The organism is Enterobacter sp. RHBSTW-00593, from assembly GCF_013784105.1.
In the GTDB taxonomy this organism is placed as follows: Bacteria; Pseudomonadota; Gammaproteobacteria; order Enterobacterales; family Enterobacteriaceae; genus Enterobacter; species Enterobacter ludwigii.
In genome coordinates, this window is record NZ_CP056393.1 from 2,160,953 (window position 1) to 2,185,232 (window position 24,280).

The window sequence follows — 24,280 nt, forward strand, 5'->3', positions numbered from 1 at the left end:
TGCCATGACAACGTTTCATTCATTAACAGTGGCAAAAGTGGAACCCGAAACCCGCGACGCGGTGACCATCACTTTCGCGGTACCGCAGGCGTTGCAGGACGCCTATCGCTTTCGTCCCGGACAACATCTGACCCTGAAAGCGAAGCTGGGTGAGGATGAGCTGCGTCGCTGCTACTCCATCTGCCGCAGTACCGCGCCGGGTGAGATCAGCGTAGCGGTGAAAGCCATCGAGGGCGGACGTTTTTCCCGCTATGCCCGGGATGAGATCAAACAGGGCATGGCGCTGGAGGTCATGGTGCCACAGGGCCAGTTTGGTTACCAGCCGCGCGCTGACCGGGAAGGGCACTATCTGGCCATTGCCGCGGGTTCAGGCATTACCCCGATGCTGGCCATTTTGTCCGCCACGCTCGCCATCGAGCCGAACAGTCATTTCACCCTGATCTACGGCAACCGCAGTAGCCAGAGCATGATGTTTCGCGAGGCGCTTGCCGATCTGAAAGACAAATACCCGCAGCGTCTGCAGCTGGTCGCCATCTTCAGCCAGGAGGTGCTCGACAGCGATCTGCTGCATGGACGTATCGACGGTGAGAAGCTGCAGGCGCTGGCAAAAACCCTGATCAACTTCCGCCAGTACGACGAAGCCTTTATTTGTGGCCCGTCCGCCATGATGGACGACGCGGAAGCGGCGCTGAAAGCGCTGGGGATGCCAGAGAAATCGATTCACCTTGAGCGTTTTAATACGCCAGGCTCGACCGGCAAACGCACGGTCAGCGTGCAGGCTGAAGGGCAGAAAGTCACCGTGCGTCAGGACGGTCGCGACCGGGAAATTACCCTCACGGCAAACGATGAAAGCATTCTTGATGCCGCCCTGCGTCAGGGCGCCGACCTGCCGTATGCCTGCAAGGGCGGCGTATGCGCGACCTGCAAATGCAAAGTGCTGCGTGGCAAAGTTGATATGGCGACGAACTACAGCCTCGAGCCGGACGAACTGGCGGCCGGGTATGTGCTGAGCTGTCAGTCGCTGCCGTTAACCGCTGACGTGATCGTCGATTTCGACTCTAGGGGGATGGCATGAGCGAACTGATGGTCACCCGTCATGGTCGTGTCATGCAGCTGACGCTTAACCGTCCGGCGGCACGCAACGCGCTGAATAACGCCCTGTTAGAGCAGATTGCTGACGCGCTTGACGCCGCTGCGGCCGATCGCGATCTCTCCGTTTGCGTGATTTACGGCAACGCACGCTGCTTTGCTGCCGGCGCAGATCTCAACGAAATGGCGGAGAAAGACCTGCCTGCCACCCTGAACGATATCCGTCCCCAGCTGTGGGCCCGGATCAACGCCTTCAATAAACCCCTGATTGCCGCCGTCAACGGCTTCGCGCTGGGTGCGGGCTGCGAGCTTGCGCTGCTGTGCGACGTGGTGATTGCCGGGGATAACGCCCGTTTTGGTCTGCCGGAAATTACGCTCGGGATCATGCCCGGGGCGGGCGGTACGCAGCGCCTGATTCGTAGCGTGGGCAAATCGCTGGCCAGCAAAATGGTGCTGACCGGGGAGAGCATTACCGCGCAGCAGGCGCGCCGCGCCGGGCTGGTCAGCGATGTGTTCCCGGCTTCATTGACGCTGGAATATGCCCTGAAACAGGCGGCGCTGATGGCACGACACTCACCGCTGGCGCTCCAGGCGGCGAAGCAGGCGCTGCGCCAGTCTCAGGAGGTTTCCCTGCAGGCCGGACTGGTCCAGGAGCGACAGCTGTTTACGCTGCTTTCAGCGACCGAAGACCGGCGAGAAGGCATCGACGCATTCTTACAGAAACGTACCCCCGACTTTAAAGGACGCTAATCGTGGAATTTATTCTCAGTCATGTAGAACAAGGCGTGATGACCCTGACGCTGAACCGCCCGGAGCGTCTGAACAGCTTTAACGACGTGATGCATCAGCAACTCGCTGAGTGCCTGAAGCAGGCCGAGCGCGATGACACCATCCGCTGTCTGCTTATTACCGGGGCGGGGCGCGGCTTCTGCGCGGGTCAGGATCTTAATGACCGCAACGTCGACCCTAACGGTCCGGCGCCGGATCTGGGAATGTCCGTGGAGACGTTCTACAACCCGCTGGTTCGCCGTCTTGCGACGTTGCCGAAACCGGTGATTTGCGCGGTCAACGGCGTGGCCGCCGGGGCCGGGGCCACGCTGGCACTGGGGTGTGACATGGTCATTGCCGCCCGTTCTGCCACCTTTGTGATGGCCTTCAGCAAGCTCGGATTAGTGCCGGACTGCGGGGGAACATGGTTCCTGCCGCGCGTCGCCGGGCGCGCCCGCGCAATGGGGCTGGCGTTGCTCGGAGACAAACTTAGCGCCGAACAGGCACACGCCTGGGGGATGATCTGGCAGGTGGTGGATGACGAACACCTCTCCGCCACGGCCCAGCAGATGGCGCTGCACTTTGCTTCTCAGCCCACCTTTGGTCTGGGGCTGATTAAGCAGGCGATTAACACGGCAGAGACCAACACCCTCGACGCCCAGCTTGACCTGGAGCGCGATTATCAACGTCTGGCCGGTCGCAGCGACGACTACCGGGAAGGGGTCAGCGCCTTCCTTGCCAAGCGCGCACCGACATTCACGGGGAAATAAGATGGCGATCACGGTTCGTACTGTCGCCGTCATTGGAAGCGGCACGATGGGCGCGGGAATTGCGGAAGTCGCGGCGAGTCATGGGCATCAGGTTCTGATGTATGACATTGCTTCAGACGCGATTTCACGCGCGATTGACGGGATCCGCCAGCGTCTCGCCTCCCGGGTGACTCGCGGAAAACTTTCCGCCGATGCTGGCAGCCAGATACTTGCCAGGCTGCTGCCGGTAACGGATATCGAAGCGCTTGCCGCGGCAGATCTGGTGATTGAAGCCGCGTCTGAGCGTATCGACGTCAAAAAAGCGCTGTTTGCGCAACTGGCTCAGATTTGCCCGCCGCAGACCTTGCTGACCAGCAATACCTCCTCCATTTCTGTTACGGCGATTGCGGCGGATGTTCACCATCCGGAGCGCGTCGCGGGGCTGCATTTCTTTAATCCTGCACCGGTCATGAAGCTGGTCGAGGTGGTGAGCGGGCTGGCGACATCGCCCGAAGTGGCCGATGCGCTGTGCGAGCTGGCGCTGAACTGGGGGAAACAGCCCGTCCGCTGCCAGTCAACGCCAGGGTTCATCGTCAACCGCGTTGCGCGTCCGTTCTATTCTGAAGCCTGGCGCGCCCTGGAAGAGCAGGTCGCCGCGCCAGAAGTGATTGATGCCGCCCTGCGCGACGGCGGCGGTTTCCCGATGGGACCGCTGGAGCTGACCGACATGATTGGTCAGGACGTCAACTTTGCGGTGACCTGTTCCGTATTCAATGCCTTCTGGCAGGAACGTCGTTTCCTGCCGTCGCTGGTGCAGCAGGAACTGGTGCTGGCGGGGCGGCTGGGCAAAAAAAGCGGGAAGGGCGTTTACGACTGGCACGGCGAGAAACCGTCTGTGCCGTGGCTTGACGCAGTAAACGACAGCTTTACCCCCATGCGCGTGCAGCGAAGAGGTGACGGTGTCACGGAAATTGATGAGCTCCTGTTGATTGAAACCCAGGGGGAGACCGCTCAGGCGCTGGCCCGGCGTTTTCACTGTCCGGTCGTGGTGATTGACCGCATCGAACGCGACGTGGCGGTGATCGCAGCCGCATCGGATAACCCGCATACCGCCACGCAAAAAGCCGTCTGGTACCTGCAACAGCAGGGACACCGGGTACTGCGCATTGCCGATTACCCCGGCCTGCTGGTCTGGCGGACGGTGGCGATGATCGCCAACGAAGCGCTGGATGCGCTGCAAAAAGGGGTGGCCAGCGAGAAGGATATCGACACCGCCATGCGCCTCGGCGTGAATTACCCGAACGGGCCCATTGCCTGGGGTGAGCGTCTGGGCTGGCAACGGCTGTTAACGCTGCTGGAGAATTTGCAACGCCATTACGGCGAAGAACGCTATCGCCCTTGTTCACTGCTGCGCCAGCGTGCGCTTCTGGAGAGTAGCTATGAGTCATAACGCCTGGCATAACGCCCGCACCATGTATGAACAGGACGCCTGCGCCCAGGCGCTGGGGATCGACATCATCGACATGGACGATGGCTACGCGGTAGTAACGATGACCATCACCCCGCAGATGCTCAACGGCCACAAAACCTGCCACGGAGGACAGCTGTTTTCACTGGCCGATACCGCTTTTGCCTACGCCTGCAACAGCCAGGGGCTGGCGGCAGTGGCGTCAGGCTGTTCAATCGATTTTCTGCGCCCGGGGTTTGCCGGCGACACGCTGACCGCCACCGCGCGGGTTAAGCATCAGGGCAAACTGACCGGCGTGTATGACATTGAAATTCAGAACCAACAACAGAAAACCGTTGCCCTGTTTCGCGGAAAATCTCACCGCATCGGCGGCAGTGTGACAGGAGAAGCCTGATGCGTGACGCTTTTATTTGTGATGGCGTTCGAACCCCGGTGGGGCGCTATGGCGGGGCGCTGGCCAGCGTTCGCGCCGACGATCTCGGCGCGGTGCCGCTGCGTGCGCTGCTGGCCCGTTATCCGCAGCTCGACCTCGAGCGGATTGATGATGTGATCTTCGGCTGCGCCAACCAGGCGGGGGAAGATAACCGCAACGTGGCGCGTATGTCGCTGCTGCTGGCCGGACTGCCTCAGACGGTCTCGGGCACCACGCTGAACCGCCTGTGCGGTTCGGGTCTGGACGCGATTGGCTTTGCCGCACGGGCGATCAGGGCGGGTGATGGCGACATGCTGCTTGCAGGCGGCGTCGAGTCAATGTCCCGGGCGCCGTTTGTGATGGGTAAAGCCACGGCGGCGTTCCAGCGTCAGGCGGAGATTTTCGACACCACCCTCGGCTGGCGATTTGTGAATCCGCTCATGCATCAGCAATTCGGAACTGACAGCATGCCGGAAACGGCAGAGAATGTAGCTGAATTGTTAAATGTCAGCCGGGCCGATCAGGATGCTTTCGCGCTGCGCAGCCAGCAGCGTACTGCTCAGGCGCAGCAGAACGGCATTCTGGCGCAGGAGATTGTGCCGGTGCAGGTGCCCGGCAAAAAAGGAACGGTTACGGATGTTTCGGTAGATGAGCATCCCCGTGCTGATACCACGCTTGAACAACTTGCCGCGCTGAAAACACCGTTTCGCAGGAACGGTGTCGTGACGGCGGGTAACGCCTCCGGTGTAAACGATGGCGCTGCGGCGTTGATCATCGCCAGCGAGTCGATGGCGCACGCGCAAGGGCTTGTGCCGCGCACGCGGATCGTGGCGATGGCTACCGCTGGCGTGGAGCCACGTCTGATGGGCTTAGGACCGGTGCCAGCCACCCGCAAAGTGCTGGAGCGTGCCGGGCTCAGCATCAACGATATGGACGTGATTGAGCTTAACGAAGCTTTCGCTTCTCAGGCGCTGGGCGTGTTACGTCAGCTGGGATTGCCGGATGACGCTGAACACGTCAACCCGAACGGAGGGGCCATTGCGTTGGGCCACCCGCTGGGCATGAGCGGTGCCAGGCTGGCGCTGGCCGCGAGCAATGAATTGCATCGACGCAACGGGCGCTATGCGCTGTGTACGATGTGCATCGGTGTGGGTCAGGGCATTGCCATGATCCTTGAGCGTGTTTGAGCGAATAACAGTGTGAGTACCCTACAATGACAAATACAACAAAGCTTGATCCGATCGAAACGGCCTCCATTGACGAATTACAGGCGCTGCAAACCGAGCGTCTGAAATGGACGCTGCATCACGCCTATAACAACGTTCCGATGTACAAACGCAAGTTTGACGCCGCGGGCGTTCACCCTGACGATTTTAAAACGCTGGAAGACATCCGTAAGTTCCCGTGCACCACCAAGCAGGACCTGCGTGATAACTATCCATTCGATACCTTTGCCGTACCGATGGAGCAGGTGGTGCGTATTCACGCCTCTTCCGGCACCACCGGAAAGCCAACCGTCGTCGGTTATACCCAACATGACATCGACAACTGGGCCAACCTGGTGGCCCGTTCTCTGCGCGCCGCGGGCGGCAGTGCGAAAGACAAAATTCATGTGGCCTATGGGTATGGCCTGTTTACCGGTGGGCTGGGCGCGCACTATGGCGCAGAGCGTTTAGGGGCGACCGTTATCCCGATGTCCGGCGGCCAGACGGAGAAACAGGCGCAGCTGATCCGCGATTTCCAGCCGGATATGATCATGGTGACGCCATCCTACTGCCTCAATCTGATCGAAGAGCTGGAACGTCAGATGGGAGGCGATGCAAGCGCCTGCTCCCTGCGTGTGGGGGTGTTTGGCGCAGAGCCGTGGACGCAGGCCATGCGCCGCGAAATCGAGAAACGTCTGGGGATCACCGCGCTGGATATCTATGGGCTTTCCGAGGTCATGGGGCCAGGCGTGGCGATGGAGTGTATCGAAACCGCCGACGGTCCGACCATCTGGGAAGACCATTTCTATCCGGAGATCGTCAACCCGAACGACGGTACGCCGCTTAATGATGGCGAGCAGGGCGAACTGCTGTTCACCACGCTGACCAAGGAGGCGCTGCCGGTGATTCGTTATCGCACCCGCGACCTGACGCGCCTGCTTCCTGGGACCGCCCGCACCATGCGTCGTATGGACAGGATCAGCGGTCGCAGTGACGATATGCTCATCATCCGCGGCGTCAACGTCTTCCCGTCCCAGCTGGAAGAGGAGATCGTGAAGTTCGAACACCTCTCCCCGCACTACCAGCTGGAGGTCAATCGCCGCGGCCATCTTGATTCACTTTCCGTGAAGGTGGAGCTCAAAGAGAGCAGTCTGACCCTGACCCACGAGCAGCGCTGCCAGGTGTGCCATCAGCTGCGCCATCGGATTAAATCGATGGTCGGGATCTCCACCGACGTGATGATTGTCAACTGCGGCAGTATCCCGCGCTCAGAGGGCAAAGCCTGTCGGGTGTTTGATTTGCGTAAAGTTGCGGCTAACGGTTGAGTTTCCCTCATCCTAACCTTCTCCCCAGAAGGGAGAAGGGACGTTGTCTCCCTCTCCCTTTGGGAGAGGGCCGGGGTGAGGGGAATATGCTATGATTCATCCAGACCAAAAATAACAACAGAATGAATCACATGAATAAACTCGATGCCTTTATCCAGCACGCGGTTAGCTCGGTTCCCGTTAGCGGAACGTCGCTTATCTCCTCATTATACGGTGACGCGCTTTCACATCGCGGCGGCGAGATTTGGCTTGGTAGCCTCGCCGCCTTACTGGAAGGGATGGGGTTTGGCGAGCGCTTTGTGCGCACTGCGCTGTTTCGTCTTAACAAAGAGGGCTGGCTGGATGTGTCGCGCATCGGACGACGCAGCTTTTACCGGCTGAGCGACAAAGGGCTGCGTTTGACCCGCCGCGCGGAGAGTAAAATCTACCGTGCTGAACTCCCCGCGTGGGACGGCAAGTGGCTGTTGCTGCTCTCGGAAGGCCTGGATAAAACCACCCTTGCTGACGTCAAAAAGCAGCTGATCTGGCAGGGTTTTGGCACCCTGGCTCCCAGCCTGATGGCCTCCCCGTCGCAGCATCTGGCGGATGTGCAGTCGCTTTTACACGACGCAGGCGTGGCGGAAAACGTCATCTTCTTCGAGGCCCATTCGCCGCTGGCGCTGTCCCGCGCGGCGCTGCGTGCCCGGGTCGAGGAGTGCTGGCAGTTGACCGAACAGAACGCGATGTACGAGACGTTTATCCACTCGTTCCGTCCTCTTCTGCCGCTGCTGAAAGAGGCCGCGCCGGACGAATTAACGCCGGAACGCTGCTTCCAGATCCAGCTGTTGCTGATCCATTTTTACCGTCGCGTGGTGCTGAAAGACCCGCTGTTGCCGGAGGAGTTATTGCCTGCACACTGGGCCGGACAAAGTGCGCGACAGCTGTGCATTAATATTTATCAGCGTGTGGCACCGGGGGCGCTGGCGTTTGTCAGCGAGAAAGGTGAAACCTCCGTCGGCGAACTGCCTGTGCCCGGCACGCTCTACTATCAACGCTTTGGTGGTCTTACTATCGTATAAGGAGTGGAGATGCCCGTTTATCAAATTGACGGTCTGACGCCGGTGGTGCCTGATGAGAGCTACGTTCACCCGACGGCGGTGCTCATCGGCGACGTGATCCTGGGCAAAGGCGTGTATGTTGGCCCGAATGCCAGCCTGCGCGGCGATTTTGGCCGGATTGTGGTGAAAGACGGTGCGAACATTCAGGATAACTGCGTCATGCACGGTTTCCCGGAGCAGGACACGGTGGTGGAAGAGGACGGACATATCGGCCACAGCGCGATTCTGCACGGCTGTATTATCCGCCGTAACGCTCTGGTAGGGATGAACGCAGTGGTCATGGACGGCGCGGTGATTGGCGAAAACAGCATTGTCGGCGCGGCGGCCTTTGTGAAAGCGAAAGCGGAGATGCCCGCCAACCATTTGATCATTGGCAGTCCGGCAAAAGCGATACGTGTGCTGAGCGAGCAGGAAATTGCCTGGAAGAAGCAGGGCACGCGTGAGTATCAGGTGCTGGTGGATCGCTGCAAGCTGACCCTGCATCAGGTCGAACCCCTGCGCGAAGTGGAGCCCGGTCGAAAACGTCTGGAGTTTGACGAGGATCTGCGACCAAAATCGGCGTCATGAAGGGGCGCGCACCTGCTGATGTCAAAGCAGCGCATCGAAAAAGGCCCCGTCAGGGGCCTGTGCATGTTTACGCTGGCCTGATGCGTTGCGCGAAATCAGAACCTGTATTGCAGACCGGCGGTAACGGTATAGTTTTTGTTGGAAATGCCCGCCGCATCACCGCCAATTGACCCGGATTCGCCCGTGTTAGTATCAATAATCTGCGTGCCGCCTTTGCCCTCTTTGTAACGGCTATACGCGAACTCGGCAAAGACTTTGGCGTGTGGCGTGACGTAATATCCTGCATCCACTGACGCACCATAATAGCGAGAGTCTGAGGTTTTCTCGCGGAAGGTCAGGTCGCGCATATAGTGCTCGTCGTTATCATGAGCACGCACCCAGTCACTGAATTTAAACAGGCCATTAAATTCGAAATTATTAATACGATACTGACCCACAAGCCCAATATAAGGCATTGAGAAGCGCTGGCTATAACCAATGCCGCGTTCGCCCGCCGGGAAATTCCCCGTGTTGGTACCGTTATCATAATTATAAGAGCCACCGGTCGCCGTCCAGCTAAAACGGGTTTCCTGATAACCGGCAGTCACGCCCGCTTTATAGCTTTCGCCCTGCAATATCCAGCCTTTTACATTGAGATCGTATTCATTGGCATAATTGACGTTAGTTGCCGGATGCGTCGAATGATCTGTCCAGCTGGATTGTCTTTCGTTCATCCAGTCATAGTCATCCATATGACCCGACCCGGATGCCAGCGAGGTCCAGCCGCGTGCGTTCAGGGTCAGGAAAGGGTATGCATCCCAGGAAATATCGCCTTTCAGGATGGCGACGTTTTTAATTTTCCAGTCCAGCTGGCTGATTTTTCTGCCTGTGACGTCGTCATACACCATTTCATGGGATTTCCCGCTGAGCATCCCGCCCGAGGCTGAAACGGTGACGCTGTCAGGTGAGAAATTCGGCGTAAATTGCGTTTCCCCTGCGTATACTGTGCCTGAAAAGGCGGCCATCATCGTCAGTAAAAGCGTATTTCTTGTCATTTTTATGTCCCTAATTAAAATTTAATAAATACCTTGCAATTAAATTTTAAAAGCCACACAAATAACAATCAACTGCCAGTTTTAGTCATTATTCGCATTTGCGTTGTGTATTCCTTTCACAAAAAACGTCCCTCACCGAGATAATATTGCCGTCCCGCCTCCGACAATTAGCGTGAATATCTTTAGCAGGATATTAATCAAAGTACGGTTTTAAAATGACTTCCGTCCAGTGCATAAAAGCTCTGACACGCTGCGATAAATTACGCCGATGGGCGACCACAAAAGCGGCATTAAGCGGTTCAGGAGGCAAATGGGAAAGCACTTCAACCAGCGCGCCGCGCTGGATATGGGGCGCCAGCGCGGAATACCCGCCCTGGATTAAGCCCAGACCCGCCAGCCCGGCCTCATGATAGGCCGGTACGCTGTTGACCCGCGCGGCGCCGGGTAACATGACGGACCGGTAGCCATCACCGTCCGGGTACTGCCAGCCATCAGGCCGGGCACCAAAATTTCGCATGTAATGCACCATTCGGTGTCCCTGACGAAGCAGGTCGTCGATCGTCTCGGGCACTCCGACGCGCTCCAGATAGCGTGGGCTGGCGGCGTTAATCATCCGTAACTGACCCAGCGGTCGGGCAATGAGGGTCTCATCAACAATGGGCCCAAAACGAATCACGCAGTCAAAGCCTTCCTGAACCAGATCGACTCGCCGGTCTGTGCTTGAAAGTTCTATTTCAAGTTCAGGATGCGCGTCCAGCAGTTGTGGCAGGGCGGGAATCACTACGCTTTGGGCCAACACTGCTGGCATATCGACGCGTAAACGTCCCCGCAGTGACATGCCGCCAGGCGCAAACATGGACTGCAGATCTTCAGCATCTGCTAACAAATCCCGGGCGCGGGAATAAAAAGCCCGACCGTCTTCGGTCAGCTGTACCGCGCGGGTAGTCCGGTGCAACAGCGTCGTCCCGAGGTCATGCTCAAGCTCACGTACGACCGTTGAAACGCGGCCTTTCTTAATGCCCAGGCTCTCCGCCGCCTGAGTAAAGCTCTGCATTTCTGCGACGCGCGCAAAAATAGTCAGTGCATGCAGGTTTTTCATTGTTCACCTTACAGGTAACAGTGCGTTATTTTTTGGGTGATTTATTCCCTTATTGATGACTAATAGAGTGTCTTCATACCGCGTAACGCTGTCAAACAGGTTGATGCGTTTTACACCACCGGCAACAGTCCTCAGGAAGGATAAAGAAGATGAATAAAGGTTATTTAATCGCCCACGTGACCGTCACAGATCCTGCTGCCTATGCAGAATATGCGAACGCTGCTGGGGAAGCGCTGCAGGGGTTCAACCCCCGGGTCATCGTCTGGTCAGGGGAATATGAAAATCTCGAAGGGGAGGCGCATGAACGCCATGTCGTTTTAGAGTTTGATTCGTATGCTGAGGCCAAACGTTTTTATAACAGTCCCGGGTACGTGGCCGCCAGAAAGCTGCGCGCGGGGGCGGCAACCGGGACATTTGTTGTGGTTGAAGGGGCTTAATCCTGCGCCAGCGGCAGGAAGGCGTCGGCAAATATGTCCGGCTCATACCCGGCTGAGGTAAAGAGATGATGACGTGATTCATCAATGGCCTCGCGAAGGCGGGTGATGTCGACCCCCAGCACGTTGCCGTCTTGCTTCACGATTCGTCCGGCAATCATGACGGTATGGATGTTGCTGCGCTCTGCCGCATGGACCACCGTGCCAAATGCATTGCCGGACGGATAGAGGTTGAGATCGCCGGCGTTAATAAGCACCAGGTCGCCCTGTTTGCCCGGCGTCAGGCTGCCGATGCTCTCCTGTAACCCTGCACAGGCCGCACCATCGACGGTGGCTGCTTTCAGGAGCTGTTGGGTATGAAGCGTATTTACGGTGTGCGCTGAACCACAGCAGTGCTGCTGATGCATGCCCATGACGCGCTGGAGGTAAAAAGCCACGCGCATTTCCATAAACATGTCGCCGCTGTACGACGTTTCATTGTCAACGCTGAGGCCGGGGCTGATGCCGTGGCGCAGCGCGGACTGAAGGGCAAACATGCCGTCTTCGATACCGTAGTGCGCATCGGAGCGGGGGCAGACGTTCACGCGTACGCCCGCGTCCCGCAGGATTTTCCATCCGTCGTCCGGCAGTGCGGTGCAGTGATTAAAAATATTGTCCGGTCCCAGAAGCCCCTGCTGATGCAGCGCCTCAAGCTGCGACGCCATTTCACCCCCAAAGAATTCGGTCACGATTGGCAACCCCAGCCTGCGGGCCTCCAGCCATCTCTCCGGCTCCAGCTGGGCCATGACCGCCAGCGAAACAAGACTTTCAGGGTTATTCTGGAAATACTTTTCTTGCAGGCGCTGCCAGTTACCGGGCCAGTGCGCGCGGTCCCATTCTCCGGACACCGGTGCACCGGAAGCGTGTACGGCGCGGATCCCTGCATCCAGCAGGGCCTCAACGGCCGCGTCCGAATGCGCAGCGGTGCGGCTGTTATGGGAATTATCAATCACCGTAGTGATACCGGCATCAATACACCCCAGGGCGGTGAGCAGGTTGCCGATATAAATATCGGCAGGGCGATAATACCTGGCAAACGAGAAGTGCGTGGCGTTGCAGTAATCTTCAAGCGTTTTGGCGTCGGGGTTAATGCGGCGCAGTTGTCCCTCCCAGGCATGACGATGGGTATCCACCAGACCCGGCATGGCAATCATATGTGTGGCATCTATTATGCGGGCGCCTTCTGCTGCCAGATTTTCACCAATGGCGACGATCTTTGCGCCTTCGATAAGGATATCGCCGCGTTCAAAATTACCCACCCTGTCATCCATGCTGAGCAGGGTTGCGCCCTTAATCAACGTGGCGGGTGGAGTTATGCTTTGATTGTTAATCATATTTCTCAGGTAATCGCTCATCTTCTTGTCCTTTGTCTCTTCATGGGTGAGAAATTACGCCACCCGATTACGGCGAAAAAGATGCTTAACGTGTTTTCATTATTCATAATCTACGAAGAATAATGTGAGCGACGGTCGGGGGAGAAAAAATGGATCGTATTCAGGCAATGCAGATCTTCATGCGGGTAGCGCAGGCCGGAAGCTTTGTCCGCGCAGCCGAAACGCTTTCTCTGCCTTCGTCAACGGTCACCAGCAGCATAAAAAATCTGGAGAATTACCTCCAGGTGCGCCTGCTTAACAGAACGACAAGGCGGGTGAGCCTCACCGCTGAAGGTGTGCAGTATCTGGCGCAATGCCAGGAAATACTGGCGTTAATCGATCATGCCGAAACGAGCCTGACGGCGTCAGTCCGGCGCCCGCAGGGACGCTTGCGGGTGGATATGCCGGGCGGGATCGCGGATTTCATCGTGATGCCTCACCTGAAAGATTTTTATCGGCTTTATCCGGATATCTACCTGATGTTGGGCGTCAACGATCGGCAGGTTGATCTGGTGCAGGAGGGGGTGGACTGTGTGATCCGAACGGGTGATCTGAATAGCTCGACTCTTGTTGCCCGTCCTCTGGGCCGGTTTCGCTGGGTGACCTGTGCCTCACCGGACTATCTCAGGAAGTTCGGTACTCCCCGCTCGCCAGACGACTTATCACAGCATCGGGCGATACACTATTTTTCCGATCAGACCCGACGGGCGGATGCGTTACGCTTTGTCCGCGGGACAGAGACCGTCTCCATCCCTGTCCGCGGCGAAGCGGCCGTAAATGCCACCGGGCTTTATATCAACATGTGCCTTGAAGGTTTCGGGCTGGCGCAGCTGGCTGAGAGTATTGTCTCAGCGCATCTGCGGGAGGGAAGGCTGGTTGAGGTTCTGGCTGACTGGCAACCGCCTTCGGTGCCCGTCACGTTGCTTTATCCCCATCAGCGTTTTCTCTCTCCCGCAGTGCGTGCCTTTGCAGACTGGATTGCCGGGCTTATCCCGGACGCCAGCCCGGCACCGTCAGGCGGCGGGCTTGATCCGAAACCAGATCGCATACATTGCAGGCAGGAAGACGAGGGTAATAATGGTTCCCCCTAGCGTTCCGCCAATCAGCGTGTAGGCCAGCGTTCCCCAGAACACGGAGTGCGTCAGGGGAATGAACGCCAGCACGGCGGCCATGGCCGTCAGTAAGACCGGCCTCGCGCGCTGTACGGTCGCCTCAACCACGGCGTGGAACGGATCGAGACCGTCCTTCTGGTTGTGATCGATTTGACCAATGAGAATCAGCGTGTTTCGCATCAGGATCCCCGAAAGCGCGATCAGGCCGACGAGGGCATTGATGCCAAACGGCTGATTGAAAAGCAGCAGCGTAGGAACCACACCAATAAGCCCCAGCGGTGCGGTCAGGAATACCATGACCATGGCCGAGAGTGAACGCACCTGCAGAATGATTATCAGCAGCGTCAGGGCAATCATGATGGGGAACAGCGGGGCCATGGCCTGGGTGGCTTTGCCGGATTCCTCAATCGATCCCGCCATTTCGATGCGATAGCCAGGTGGAAGCGAATCAACAATGGGTTGCAGCTGTTTCATGATGGCGGTTGACACATCCGGGGGCTGAAGGTTTTCGGCAATGTCTCCCCGCACGGTAATCGTGGGCGTACGATCGCGACGGCGCAACAGCGGATCTTCCATTCGGATCTCAATCTCCCCGATTTGTGACAGCGGAACGCGTTGCCCGGCGTTACCCACCAGGGTAAAGCCCTCTATCTTCGCCGGATCAAGGCGGATATCACCCGCGGCGCGGCCCGTAACCTGTACCGAGCGAATATCTTCCCGCACGGAGGTGATGGGAACGCCCGACAGCAGAAACTGAAGCTGCTGGGCAACGGCGTTCGACGTTAAACCGGTAGCCTGCAGGCGGTTCTGATCGAGGGTGAAATGCAGGGTCGGTACGCGTGAACCCCAGTCGGTATTGACGGTTCTCATCATCGGACTGGCCTGCAGCACACCTTTGACGTTATCTGCAATGTCACGCAGTTTATTGACATCCGGTCCCATTACTCGCCAGGCGACCGGGAAGGGAGAATAAGGCCCGAACACCAGCTGCGTGACCCGCACGCGTGCCTCCGGAGCCAGCCCGCGGGCTACCGCTTCGCGAAGGCGGAACTTCAGCGCCTCGCGTGACTTCTCGCTGTCCGTCATGACGACAACCTTCGCGAAAGAGGGATCGGGCAACTCAGGGGCCATCGCCAGATAAAAACGCGGTGAACCCTGGCCAATGTAGGCGGTGACGATGCTGGCTTCAGGCTGTTTGCGCAGCCACGCTTCGATTTTCGCGGTGGCGGCGCTGGTTTGCTCAATCGATGTGCCATACGGCATCTGCACTTCCACCAGCACCTCGGGGCGGTCGGACGTCGGGAAAAACTGTTTTTTAACCAGTCCCATCCCCAGTACTGCGAGGGTGAAGATGGCCACAACGGACGCGGCGACGATCCATTTTCGGGCGATCACGCGGCTCAGGGTATGACGAAAACGGTTATAGCGCGGGGTGTCATAGATGGCGGCATGACCGCCTTCGACTTTTGCGATGTCCGGCAGGATTTTGACGCCCAGATAAGGGGTGAATACCACCGCCACAAACCACGAAGCTATCAGGGCGAGGCCGACTACCCAGAACATATTACTGGTGTACTCCCCGGCGGTTGACTGCGCAAAACCATTCGGCATAAACCCGATGGCTGTCACCAGGGTTCCTGCCAGCATTGGCGCGGCGGTATGGCTCCAGGCGTAGGCGGAGGCTTTGATTCTGTCGTAGCCTTCCTCCATTTTTACCACCATCATTTCGATGGCGATAATGGCATCATCAACCAGTAAGCCGAGGGCGAGAATAAGGGAGCCCAGGGTAACGCGGTCGAAGTTTATACCGGAGGCTTCCATCACGACAAAAACGACCGCCAGCGTCAGCGGCACTGCCGCCGCGACAACGATGCCCACGCGCCACCCCATACTGACAAAACACACCACCATCACCACCAGCAGGGCGACGAAGAACTTGATCATGAACTCATCGACCGACGAGCGGATATTCACCGACTGATCGGTGACTTTCGTCAGGGTCATCCCCAGAGGCATATTGGCATTGATGTTTGCCGTTTCAGCATCCAGCGCTTTACCCAGCGCCAGGCCGTTCCAGCCTTCACGCATCACAATACCGAGCAGGAGGGTGGGTTCTTGCTGGTTACGGATCTGCAGGGTCGGTGGGTCCTCATAGCCCCGTTCAACCGTTGCCACGTCGGACAGCCGGAGCGTTTTGCCCTGCGCGATCAGGGGCGTATCGCGGATCTTCTGCAATTTATCGAAAGCGCCGTCGAGGCGGATAAAGATTTGCGCCCCGCGCGTTTCAATCGAGCCCGCCGCGGTTAATGCGTTCTGGCTGTTGAGCGTGGTGAAAATATCCTGCGGCGAGAGTCCCAGGGTCGCCAGACGGTCATGCGAAAAGGAGATGTAAATCCGCTCGGCCTGTTCCCCGATGATGTTCACTTTCTTTACGCCCGGAACGTGCAAAAGCTGCTGGCGCAGGGCTTCGGCGTCACGCACTAACAGACGCTGTGGTTCGCCTTTCGCTTTCAGTGCAAAAAGGGCAAAGGTGACATCGGAAAACTCGTCATTGATCATCGGCCCCATGACGCCCGCCGGAAGGTTTTTGGTTTCATCCCCCAGTTTCTTTCGCGCCTGGTAAAACTCTTCCTGAACCTGAGAAGGCGGGGTTTTGTCCTGCAATGACAACGTGATAAACGCCATACCGGGGCGGGTATACGTTTCCGTGCGGTCATACCATTTGAGTTCCTGCAGACGTTTTTCCAGCGGCTCGGCGACCTGATCCTGAATTTCCTGTGCGGTTGCCCCGGGCCAGACGGTGATAACCGTCATTTGCTTAACCGTGAAGGGGGGATCTTCCGCGCGGCCAAGGCCAAAAAACGAGAAAATACCGGCAAGGGTAACCAGAATAATCAAGAACAGCGTGACCGAGCGCTCGCGTACCGCAAGCGCTGACAGGTTGAAGTGACCTCCACTCATGGTGTCATCCCCGCCTGAGTGGCATCGCGCTGTTCCGCCAGCCGGACCGCTTCGCCTTCGTGCAGAAGATGGACACCTAACGCAACAATCTTCTCTCCGGGCTGCACGCCGCCGGTTACTCTGGCGATATCATCCCCTACGCTAAGCACCCTGACAGGCTGCCAGACGACTTTTGTCGGCTGAGCGGAAATACGCCAGACGCCAGGCCCTTTCCCCGCATCGTAGAGAGACGCCAGAGGAACCTGCATTACCCGGCTATCGCCTTTGCCGTGTTCGATGCTCAGCGTCACGGTCGCCCCCAGCGGCGCGTTCGCCAGCGCGCCATCCAGCACGTATCGGGCCTCAAAGGTACGGGTGGTCGCATCGGCTGAATCAGACAGCAGGCGCAGCTTCGCGCTAACGGGCTGTTTTTCGTTACCGTAGAGCGTTGCCAGGGCTGTACTTCCTACTGCAGGGCGCAGGGTTTCCGGCAACTGGACCAGCGCCTCGCGCTGCCCCGCGCGGGCCAGACGGACCACCGCCTGCCCGGCGCTGACCACCTGTCCAGGCTCGGCAAGCGTCTCCATCACCACGCCGTCTGAATCGGCAAGTAGCACGGCATAACCGGTGGCGTTTTGCGCCACGCCTGCCTGTGCCCGGGCAGCGCTGAGCTCCGCTCTGGCGCTGTCGGCTGCGGCTTTAATCTGGTCGTATTCCGACGCCGACACTGCACCGGATGCCACAAGGCCGCGATAACGCGCCTCATCGCTGGACGCTTTACGCGCGCGCGCCTGGGCAGCATCCACCGCTCGCTGCTGGGCCTGCGCCTGTAATTTCAGATCAACAGGATCCAGACGCATTAAAGGCTGGCCCTGCTTAACGGTCTGACCCGTATCGACAAGACGTTCGAGAATTTTGCCCTGCACCCTGAAGCCTAAATCACTTTGCGTTCTTGCCACCACCACGCCGGTAAAGGCGCGTGACGTCTCGTTCGCAGGGATCACGGACGCAGACCTGACAAGCGGTGGCTGCGTGCGCGGATCGTCACTGGCGTGGTTATCGCCGCATGCCACCAGGGCAAACGGCAGGAGGCATACGGCAAGGCGGGCTGAATGAAGCCTGAGCATGGGAACCCTTATTACATTAACAGGACGGTATCCGCATTCTCATTCGAGTGACCAATAAAGTCAATGGTCACTAATCAGGGGGCCAGGCTTCGCAAAATCAGAGAGGAGAGGACAACCGCCGCGGTCGGGGCGGCTTCGAGGTTGTACTGCAGCTGAACAGGGTTAATGAAAGGGCACATCACCATATAGATCGCCAGTGTAGCTTCGTCCAGAGGGGTTTTTCTCTCGAACTCACCGGCTTTTCTGCCCTCGACAACAATGCTCTCAATCAGCTTCAGCAGACGTTCGGAATACCTTTCGGTTGAAGGCCACTTGTCCCGCGCGGCAACGGCGGCAATGTCGTAGAGTTTACGCTCATGGAAAAACAGTTCACTTCCCGCCTCGGTGAGCGCCCTGAACAGACGACGCAGCTTTTCGCTTGCGGATGGCGCATCAGCGATGGCTGCATTGACCGCCGCCATGATCATATCAAGACGGTTCGCGCAGATGACCTCGCCGATTGCCTGCTTGGAATCAAAAAATTTATAGATATAGGCTTTTGAAAAACCGATGGCTTTCGCAAGTTCGGCGACGGTGGTTTTTTCATAGCCGTAATGGCCGAAGTGCTCATACGCAGCTTCGACGATTTGCTCTCGGACCGTGTGATCGAGTGGACCACGTGTGGATGGGGTGTTCATGTCTTTAGTCATTATTTCAGCTTAGCGTGACAGGCTCCGATTGACAACGTGTGACCATTTGGTAATTGGGTCACATGGTTGAGTGGGCAGATGGCACATGCACAGTCGTCTGTGGAACCCGAGGGATAATACTCGTTAGCCCTGAGCCGTTAAGACTGCATCATCAACCAGGTCGGCTAAGTGTATCACTGTTTTTCGCGGGATATTGTCAGTCTTTGCGAGAGATTGCGCGCGTTTCAGTGCAATTGCGCGGCACTGAAACGTCACGCTTTGGCCTGAACGGGATTATGCGTCTGAGCGCGTCCCCTGACCGGCGGGCTTAGGTCGTAATACTTTTTCAGCAATGATCGCCAGACGTCGGCGGGTGACAAACCGGTGTAACTGGCCCAGCAGCCAGTTGCCGCAGCCGGGGATCAGCGTATTGCGTTGCGTATCCACGGCCCGTAACGCCAGCGCGACCACGTTCTGCGCTGGCATTCTTTTGCCCACTGACGCTTCCTCGGCATTCACCACCTCAAAAAAGGCGGTATCCGTTGCGCCGGGGCAAAGCGCCAGCACGCGGATGCCGTGGGCGCGGTATTCTCCCCACAGCGCGTTCGAAAAGGAGAGTAAAAATGCCTTTGTTGCCCCATAAATTGCCATATACGGATCCGGTTGCATGGCAGCGGTTGAGGCCACGTTAATCATCACGCCTGAACCTTTACGCAGCATGGCGGGCAGCAGGGCGTGCGCGAGCGCCACGGGGGCAACGCAGTTGACGTTGATCTCTTCACGCTGGCGCGCCAGAGATAGCTTTTCAAATCGCCCGTAGGTGGCAAACCCCGCGCTATTAATCAAAATATCGGGATAAAGCCGTAACGCTTCCAGCCGTTCCACAATGTGGGTAATGGCCTCAGGCAGCGTTAAGTCCTGCACGATAACGGTGAGTGATACGCCGTGCGTTTTGTGAAGCTCAGCCGCAAGCGCCTGCAGCGTTGCCTCGGAGCGGGCAACCAGGATTAACCCCACGCCACGGGCCGCGAGCTGGCGGGCGAACTCCCGTCCTATGCCCGAGGATGCACCGGTAACCAGTGCTGTTTTTCCTGTATAATCAAAAGAATTCATAACATAAATCCCGTTTTCCCTGTCTGTGCGGCACAGGATAAACCGTGTACTCAGGTACACGGTCAAGCGTGATTTTTACAAGGTGAGAACGACGCGATGAGGATCGGCGAGCTGTGTGCCAGAACTGGGTTATCGAAAGAGACGGTGCGTTATTATGAAAGGGCGGGCTTGCTGGAAAAAATTCCGCAGCCAAACGGCAGTAATAACTACAAAGTCTACTCGGCTGTGGATTTACAACGGCTGAAGCTGATCGGGCATGCCAAAATGCTGGGGTTTACCCTGGCTGAAATCGCCGATGTTCTGGCGGTCTGGGTTGATGACCGCTTTACCGCGGAGGAAAAACAGGCCGCTTTGCGGCGCAAACTGGCGCAACTGGCGGAGAAAGAAGCGGCGCTGAATGAACTTCGGACCCGCTTGACCGATGCCCTTCATAAAGTCGGTCAGCCGTGTGTTGATGTATTTTAATCGGCCGACGCGGGCCGTTTAACGCAACAGGCGGCTTTACGACGTCATCAGCTCACCGCGTTCAGTCTTTTTAAGCCAGTCGATAAAAAACTGGCTAAATGCGGTGACCTGAAGCGGCTGGAGTTTCCGTTGCGGATAGACAAACTGTAGCCCGACATCTTTGCGATCAAACCGGCTAAAGCCGGTGAAGCTTCCGGCAAGCAACACTTTCAGCCTTCCTTTCTCGACATCGTCCTTCACGTCCCACCACGATTTGCCCGCAATGCCAGCCCCGTCGAGGGCCCACTGACGAAGCAGTGCCCCGTCATCACAGACCATGGCAGGCTCTACGCGAACGACGCGCTCTTTCCCCTCAACCTCAAACCGCCATTCATTCATCACCACCCCTTGCGACTCCAGCGCCAGACAGCGGTGGTCCGTCAGCGCGTCACAGGAGGCAGGGATACCCTGGTCGTTAAGATACGCTGCTGATGCGACCAGCACCCGGTGATTGGGACGGATATTTCTGACCACCAGGCTGCTGTCCGGCAGGTTGCCGAAGCGAATGCTCATATCCAGCCGGTTAGCGACCAGATCCTCTACGTGTTCTCTTAAGTAAATGAAAAATTTGATTTCCGGATGCAGGCGGGAAAATGCCATGACGGCGGGGCTGAGATACTGCCTGCCAAAGTCAGAGGGGGCGGAAAGACGAATGTTGCCGCTGAGCACGCCCTCTTTTTGTGCCAGTAACGACTCGGCATGATGCATCTCTTCCAGCACGCGCAGTGCCGCATGGTAAAACTCTTCACCCGCCCGGGTGAGGGAGATAGCCCGCGTGGAACGGTGAAACAGGCGCGTCTGGTAGCGTTCTTCAATCGCTTTGAGGCGGGCGGTCATGGTGGCCGGGGAAAGTGACAGGCGGCGGCCAGCGGCGGAAAGCCCGCCAGCCTCGGCCACTTCAACCAGCAGCGCCATATCTTCGAGTTTACCCATTATTCATATTTACCGAAAAGTGCATCTGATTTTAGTGTAATTATCAAAATCAGATGCCGCCTGTAAAGTGATTTCATCGTAACCACAAGGGACGTCCAGATGAACCAGACCTCACTTTTTGAACGCTACAGGTTAGGGGATCTCAACCTGAAAAATCGCATCGTCATGGCACCAATGACCCGTGCCCGCGCTCTTCAGCCGGGAAATATTCCCTCGACGCTGATGGCTGAATATTACCGACAGCGGGCCAGCGCGGGCTTAATCATCACCGAAGCCACGCAGATTTCGCCTCAGGGCCAGGGCTATTCATGGACTCCGGGGATCCATACGCCAGAGCAGGTTGCGGGGTGGCAACTCACTACCGGCGCGGTCCACCAGGCGGGAGGGGTGATTTTTTCCCAGCTCTGGCACGTGGGGCGGATGTCTCATGCCCGTTTTCACGAAGACGGACTGCCCGTCGCGCCCTCCGCGCTGGCACCCGATGCGAAAGTATGGGTGGTGAATGAACATGGCGAAGGTCAAATGGTTGACTGCCCGACGCCACGCGTGCTGTCGCGAAAAGAGATCGTGCGCGTCGTCGATCAGTACCGACAGGCGGCGCTCAATGCCGTTCAGGCCGGGTTTGATGGCGTGGAGGTGCACGGCGGAAACGGCTATCTGATTGATCAGTTCCTGAGAACTACGTCAAACATCCGCACGGATGAGTATGGCGGCAGTCTCGTGAACCGGATCCGCTTCGCGCAGGAGGTGCTCGATACCATTGCGCAGGCCATTGGCGCTGAGCGCACCGGTATCCGGCTTTCGCCGTTTATTACACAGCGGGGAATGAACGATCCGCAGGTCATCGAAGCCATTCTCGCCCTCGCGGCCTGGTGCCAGCAACGAGGCATTGCGTTTATTCACCTGGCGGAAGCCGACTGGGATGATGCGCCACAGGTTCCGGAGAGTTTCCGCAAAAAACTGCGCGAAACATTCCGTGGCACCCTGATCGTGGCAGGAAATTATACCCCCGAAAAGGCGGAAAAAATCCTCGCAGCTGGGTATGCCGATTTAATTGCGTTTGGACGCCCGTTTATTGCCAACCCCGATTTACCACAGCGGCTGGCGCATCACTGGCCGCTGAATGACGTCAGCGATCCCGCCACGCTCTTTGGTGGTACAGCGGTGGGGTATACCGATTACCCCACTTACAACCTGAGTGAGGAAAAATGATGACCCGTAAAACGTTAATTATTGGCGGCGCGTCCGGTATTGGTTTTGCTGTAGCCCGTGCCCTGGCAGCACGCGGCGACGCCATTATTCTCGCGGGACGCAATAAAGAGAAACTGAACGCTGCCCGCGCGCGGCTGAGTCCATCTCCCGCCTCTGTTGAGACCCTCGTCCTCGATATTAGCAATGAAGCAGAGGTGATCGCGTTAAGCGAAACGCTGGGTGAGGTCGACAATATTATTGTCACGGCCGGCTCTCAGGCACCGGGAGGGCCGCTTTCCAGCCTCGACTCTGGCGCGGCGAAACTGGCTTTTGATACCAAATTTTGGGGCAGCATGCATGTCGCCAGGTATTTGAGCGGGAATATTTCGCTCCGCGGTACGCTGACGCTGACCAGCGGATTTGTTGCACGCCGCGTGGTAGCCGGTGCCATAGTCAAAACCACCATGAACGCCGCCATCGAGGCGGCAACAAAAGTGCTGGCAAAAGAACTTTCACCGCGTCGCGTAAACGTCATCAGCCCGGGTCTGACCGATACCGAAGCCCACGCCGGGATGGATGCGGCTGCGCGGGAAAAAATGCTGACTGTTGCAGCACAAACGTTGCCCGCTAAAGCGTGGGGACGAGCGGAAGACGTTGCTCAGGGCTATCTCTTTGCCATCGATAATGCCTTTGTTACGGGCTCGGTGATTGATATTGAGGGCGGGGCATTACTTAACTGACCCCGTGTTGATCCGAATTGATTCCGGCAGTGAACATGCTGGCGGAAAACGTAATCTCAGGTTGTAAGCGTTTATGCAATATTCAACATATGCACGTCCAGCTGTGCTGGCGTTAATTCTGGCTGGCGTATCCGGTGTGGCTTATTCGGCCCAGAGCGACCGGGTGAAACCGAATCTTCTTATCGTGGATAACACGCTGTCGCAAACGCAATTAACGGCGAGCGAACATGCGGCCGTTACGTATGCCACGTTCTGGGATACCGGCAAAGAGTCTCTGGCGCGGGAAGCGCTGGCGGTTAATTTTGTGGATAAAACCCCACCGGAAGGCCGTAAACAGGGGCCGGAGGGCGCCATTATGGCCTCAAGGGTATTTCGTACCGCGGTGCCGGATTTACGCTGCGAGGTGGAACAAATGATCGTTACGGGTAATCGTGTCGTCTCCCATTTGCATTTCCACGGCCATTTCAGCGGGACATTTGGCAAAATAAAAGGGCAGGGTCAGAACGTGGATTTTATCGCGACGGATATCTATGAGATCGGCAACGGTAAAATAGTGTCCAACTGGCATATTGAAGATAACCTGACGCTGATGAAACAGTTGGGTGTGATTTAAATAATAGTCTGCCTCTTTTTCGTGGTGTAAAAGATAAGCCCGCCCGGGTAACCGAAAGGTTACCCGGAGCGTATAACCCCCCGTAATGGCGAAGCATGATCCTGACGAAACCTACAGCCCCAGGTCGCTCAGTGAAGGGTGGTCATCAGGACGTCTGCCCAGCGGCCAGTGAAACAGGCGCTCAGACGCTTTTATCGGCATATCGTTGATGCAGGCGAAGCGGCGCTTCATCAGACCATCCGGCTCGAATTCCCAGTTTTCATTACCGTAAGAGCGATACCAGTTGCCTGAATCATCATGCCATTCATAGGCATAGCGCACGGCGATACGGTTTTCCGTAAATGCCCACAGCTCTTTGATCAGACGATAATCCAGCTCTTTTTTCCATTTGCGCTCCAGGAATGCCTGCGCTTCCTGACGGTTAGTGGCAAACTCCGCGCGGTTTCGCCACTGGGTATCCAGCGAATAGGCAAGTGCGATTTTGGCCGGATCGCGACTGTTCCAGCCATCTTCTGCCAGTCTGACTTTTTCGATGGCACTTTCACGCGTAAAAGGCGGTAAAGGGGGGCGTGTGTTCATTTCGGCTACCTCTGGTTGGTATTAGGTAGACAGGTCTGTCTACTGGTGTTAATCTAGGCCTGAAAAATAACGCTGTCAACCTGTCAATTGAGGCCGTCGAT

General features: G+C 57.4%; 24 protein-coding genes. 15 read left to right on the forward strand and 9 right to left on the reverse strand.

Annotated features, from left to right (window positions below):
* Window positions 1-4: 4 nt before the first annotated feature.
* The 9 genes from paaE (at window position 5) to paaY (ending at window position 8,680) form a co-directional block, all read left to right on the forward strand.
* Window positions 5-1,075 carry a 1,2-phenylacetyl-CoA epoxidase subunit PaaE gene (paaE, locus tag HV242_RS10245; protein ID WP_050736746.1) on the forward strand — a complete coding sequence of 357 codons (1,071 nt, stop codon included), beginning with the start codon at window positions 5-7 and terminating at the stop codon, window positions 1,073-1,075.
* Window positions 1,072-1,839, forward strand: a complete 768-nt coding sequence (paaF, locus tag HV242_RS10250; protein ID WP_050736747.1) for a 2,3-dehydroadipyl-CoA hydratase PaaF — start codon at window positions 1,072-1,074, stop codon at window positions 1,837-1,839. The genes paaE and paaF overlap by 4 nt, the downstream gene beginning before the upstream one ends.
* Window positions 1,839-2,627 carry a 2-(1,2-epoxy-1,2-dihydrophenyl)acetyl-CoA isomerase PaaG gene (gene paaG / locus HV242_RS10255; RefSeq protein WP_104439964.1) on the forward strand — a complete coding sequence of 263 codons (789 nt, stop codon included), beginning with the start codon at window positions 1,839-1,841 and terminating at the stop codon, window positions 2,625-2,627. Before paaF ends, paaG begins: the two co-directional genes overlap by 1 nt.
* 1 nt (window position 2,628) lies before the next feature.
* Window positions 2,629-4,056, forward strand: coding sequence for a 3-hydroxyacyl-CoA dehydrogenase PaaH (paaH, locus tag HV242_RS10260; RefSeq protein ID WP_050736748.1), 1,428 nt, complete (start codon window positions 2,629-2,631; stop codon window positions 4,054-4,056).
* Window positions 4,046-4,468 (forward strand): hydroxyphenylacetyl-CoA thioesterase PaaI, encoded by a 423-nt coding sequence (gene paaI, locus HV242_RS10265; RefSeq protein WP_020884240.1) that lies wholly within the window; start codon window positions 4,046-4,048, stop codon window positions 4,466-4,468. The genes paaH and paaI overlap by 11 nt, the downstream gene beginning before the upstream one ends.
* On the forward strand, window positions 4,468-5,673 hold the full coding sequence (gene pcaF, locus HV242_RS10270) for a 3-oxoadipyl-CoA thiolase (protein WP_044867799.1): 1,206 nt from the start codon (window positions 4,468-4,470) through the stop codon (window positions 5,671-5,673). The genes paaI and pcaF overlap by 1 nt, the downstream gene beginning before the upstream one ends.
* A 26-nt stretch (window positions 5,674-5,699) precedes the next feature.
* On the forward strand, window positions 5,700-7,016 hold the full coding sequence (gene paaK / locus HV242_RS10275) for a phenylacetate--CoA ligase PaaK (RefSeq protein ID WP_014169934.1): 1,317 nt from the start codon (window positions 5,700-5,702) through the stop codon (window positions 7,014-7,016).
* Window positions 7,017-7,138: 122 nt separating this feature from the next.
* Window positions 7,139-8,074, forward strand: coding sequence for a phenylacetic acid degradation operon negative regulatory protein PaaX (gene paaX / locus HV242_RS10280; RefSeq protein ID WP_014169935.1), 936 nt, complete (start codon window positions 7,139-7,141; stop codon window positions 8,072-8,074).
* Window positions 8,075-8,083: 9 nt separating this feature from the next.
* The gene (gene paaY / locus HV242_RS10285) at window positions 8,084-8,680 is read left to right on the forward strand and encodes a phenylacetic acid degradation protein PaaY (protein ID WP_020884237.1); all 597 of its coding nucleotides are present in this window, start codon (window positions 8,084-8,086) and stop codon (window positions 8,678-8,680) included.
* 95 nt (window positions 8,681-8,775) lie between these two features.
* On the opposite strand, the gene HV242_RS10290 is transcribed toward paaY, so the two are convergent.
* Both HV242_RS10290 and HV242_RS10295 read right to left on the reverse strand, forming a co-directional pair.
* Window positions 8,776-9,687, reverse strand: a complete 912-nt coding sequence (locus HV242_RS10290; RefSeq protein ID WP_407027317.1) for an omptin family outer membrane protease — start codon at window positions 9,685-9,687, stop codon at window positions 8,776-8,778.
* A gap of 220 nt (window positions 9,688-9,907) precedes the next feature.
* Window positions 9,908-10,813 (reverse strand): LysR family transcriptional regulator, encoded by a 906-nt coding sequence (locus HV242_RS10295; protein WP_050736750.1) that lies wholly within the window; start codon window positions 10,811-10,813, stop codon window positions 9,908-9,910.
* A 149-nt stretch (window positions 10,814-10,962) separates the two neighbouring features.
* Here HV242_RS10295 and HV242_RS10300 point away from each other — a divergent pair, with 149 nt between their 5' ends.
* A complete protein-coding gene (locus HV242_RS10300) occupies window positions 10,963-11,250 on the forward strand; it encodes a DUF1330 domain-containing protein (protein WP_014169939.1) in 288 nt (95 codons plus the stop codon).
* On the opposite strand, the gene HV242_RS10305 is transcribed toward HV242_RS10300, so the two are convergent.
* Window positions 11,247-12,641, reverse strand: a complete 1,395-nt coding sequence (locus tag HV242_RS10305; protein WP_050736751.1) for an amidohydrolase family protein — start codon at window positions 12,639-12,641, stop codon at window positions 11,247-11,249. The genes HV242_RS10300 and HV242_RS10305 overlap by 4 nt on opposite strands.
* A 128-nt stretch (window positions 12,642-12,769) precedes the next feature.
* On the opposite strand from HV242_RS10305, the gene HV242_RS10310 reads away from it, so the two are divergent.
* Entirely contained in the window at window positions 12,770-13,750 is a 981-nt protein-coding gene (locus HV242_RS10310) for a LysR family transcriptional regulator (RefSeq protein ID WP_044868249.1), read from the forward strand.
* Here the strand turns inward: HV242_RS10310 and HV242_RS10315 are convergent.
* From HV242_RS10315 to HV242_RS10330, 4 genes are all read right to left on the reverse strand, one after another.
* A complete protein-coding gene (locus tag HV242_RS10315) occupies window positions 13,673-16,732 on the reverse strand; it encodes an efflux RND transporter permease subunit (protein WP_050736752.1) in 3,060 nt (1,019 codons plus the stop codon). The two genes, HV242_RS10310 and HV242_RS10315, sit on opposite strands and share 78 nt — an antisense overlap.
* Window positions 16,729-17,838 carry an efflux RND transporter periplasmic adaptor subunit gene (locus tag HV242_RS10320; protein ID WP_050736753.1) on the reverse strand — a complete coding sequence of 370 codons (1,110 nt, stop codon included), beginning with the start codon at window positions 17,836-17,838 and terminating at the stop codon, window positions 16,729-16,731. The genes HV242_RS10315 and HV242_RS10320 overlap by 4 nt, the downstream gene beginning before the upstream one ends.
* A gap of 74 nt (window positions 17,839-17,912) precedes the next feature.
* Window positions 17,913-18,527 (reverse strand): TetR/AcrR family transcriptional regulator, encoded by a 615-nt coding sequence (locus HV242_RS10325; protein ID WP_014169944.1) that lies wholly within the window; start codon window positions 18,525-18,527, stop codon window positions 17,913-17,915.
* Window positions 18,528-18,800: 273 nt separating this feature from the next.
* On the reverse strand, window positions 18,801-19,619 hold the full coding sequence (locus HV242_RS10330; protein WP_032681083.1) for an SDR family NAD(P)-dependent oxidoreductase: 819 nt from the start codon (window positions 19,617-19,619) through the stop codon (window positions 18,801-18,803).
* A 96-nt stretch (window positions 19,620-19,715) separates the two neighbouring features.
* Between HV242_RS10330 and HV242_RS10335 the strand changes: the two genes are divergently transcribed.
* Window positions 19,716-20,084 carry a MerR family transcriptional regulator gene (locus HV242_RS10335; RefSeq protein ID WP_020884230.1) on the forward strand — a complete coding sequence of 123 codons (369 nt, stop codon included), beginning with the start codon at window positions 19,716-19,718 and terminating at the stop codon, window positions 20,082-20,084.
* Window positions 20,085-20,120: 36 nt separating this feature from the next.
* Here the strand turns inward: HV242_RS10335 and HV242_RS10340 are convergent, their stop codons facing one another.
* Entirely contained in the window at window positions 20,121-21,056 is a 936-nt protein-coding gene (locus HV242_RS10340) for a LysR family transcriptional regulator (protein ID WP_014169947.1), read from the reverse strand.
* Between the two features lie 99 nt (window positions 21,057-21,155).
* On the opposite strand from HV242_RS10340, the gene HV242_RS10345 reads away from it, so the two are divergent.
* From HV242_RS10345 to HV242_RS10355, 3 genes are all read left to right on the forward strand, one after another.
* The gene (locus HV242_RS10345) at window positions 21,156-22,268 is read left to right on the forward strand and encodes an alkene reductase (RefSeq protein WP_050736754.1); all 1,113 of its coding nucleotides are present in this window, start codon (window positions 21,156-21,158) and stop codon (window positions 22,266-22,268) included.
* Entirely contained in the window at window positions 22,265-22,987 is a 723-nt protein-coding gene (locus tag HV242_RS10350) for an SDR family oxidoreductase (RefSeq protein WP_014169949.1), read from the forward strand. The genes HV242_RS10345 and HV242_RS10350 overlap by 4 nt, the downstream gene beginning before the upstream one ends.
* A 73-nt stretch (window positions 22,988-23,060) precedes the next feature.
* Window positions 23,061-23,600 (forward strand): ester cyclase, encoded by a 540-nt coding sequence (locus HV242_RS10355; RefSeq protein WP_044868496.1) that lies wholly within the window; start codon window positions 23,061-23,063, stop codon window positions 23,598-23,600.
* 111 nt (window positions 23,601-23,711) lie between these two features.
* On the opposite strand, the gene HV242_RS10360 is transcribed toward HV242_RS10355, so the two are convergent.
* Window positions 23,712-24,179, reverse strand: coding sequence for a nuclear transport factor 2 family protein (locus HV242_RS10360; RefSeq protein WP_014169951.1), 468 nt, complete (start codon window positions 24,177-24,179; stop codon window positions 23,712-23,714).
* Window positions 24,180-24,280: the final 101 nt, after the last annotated feature.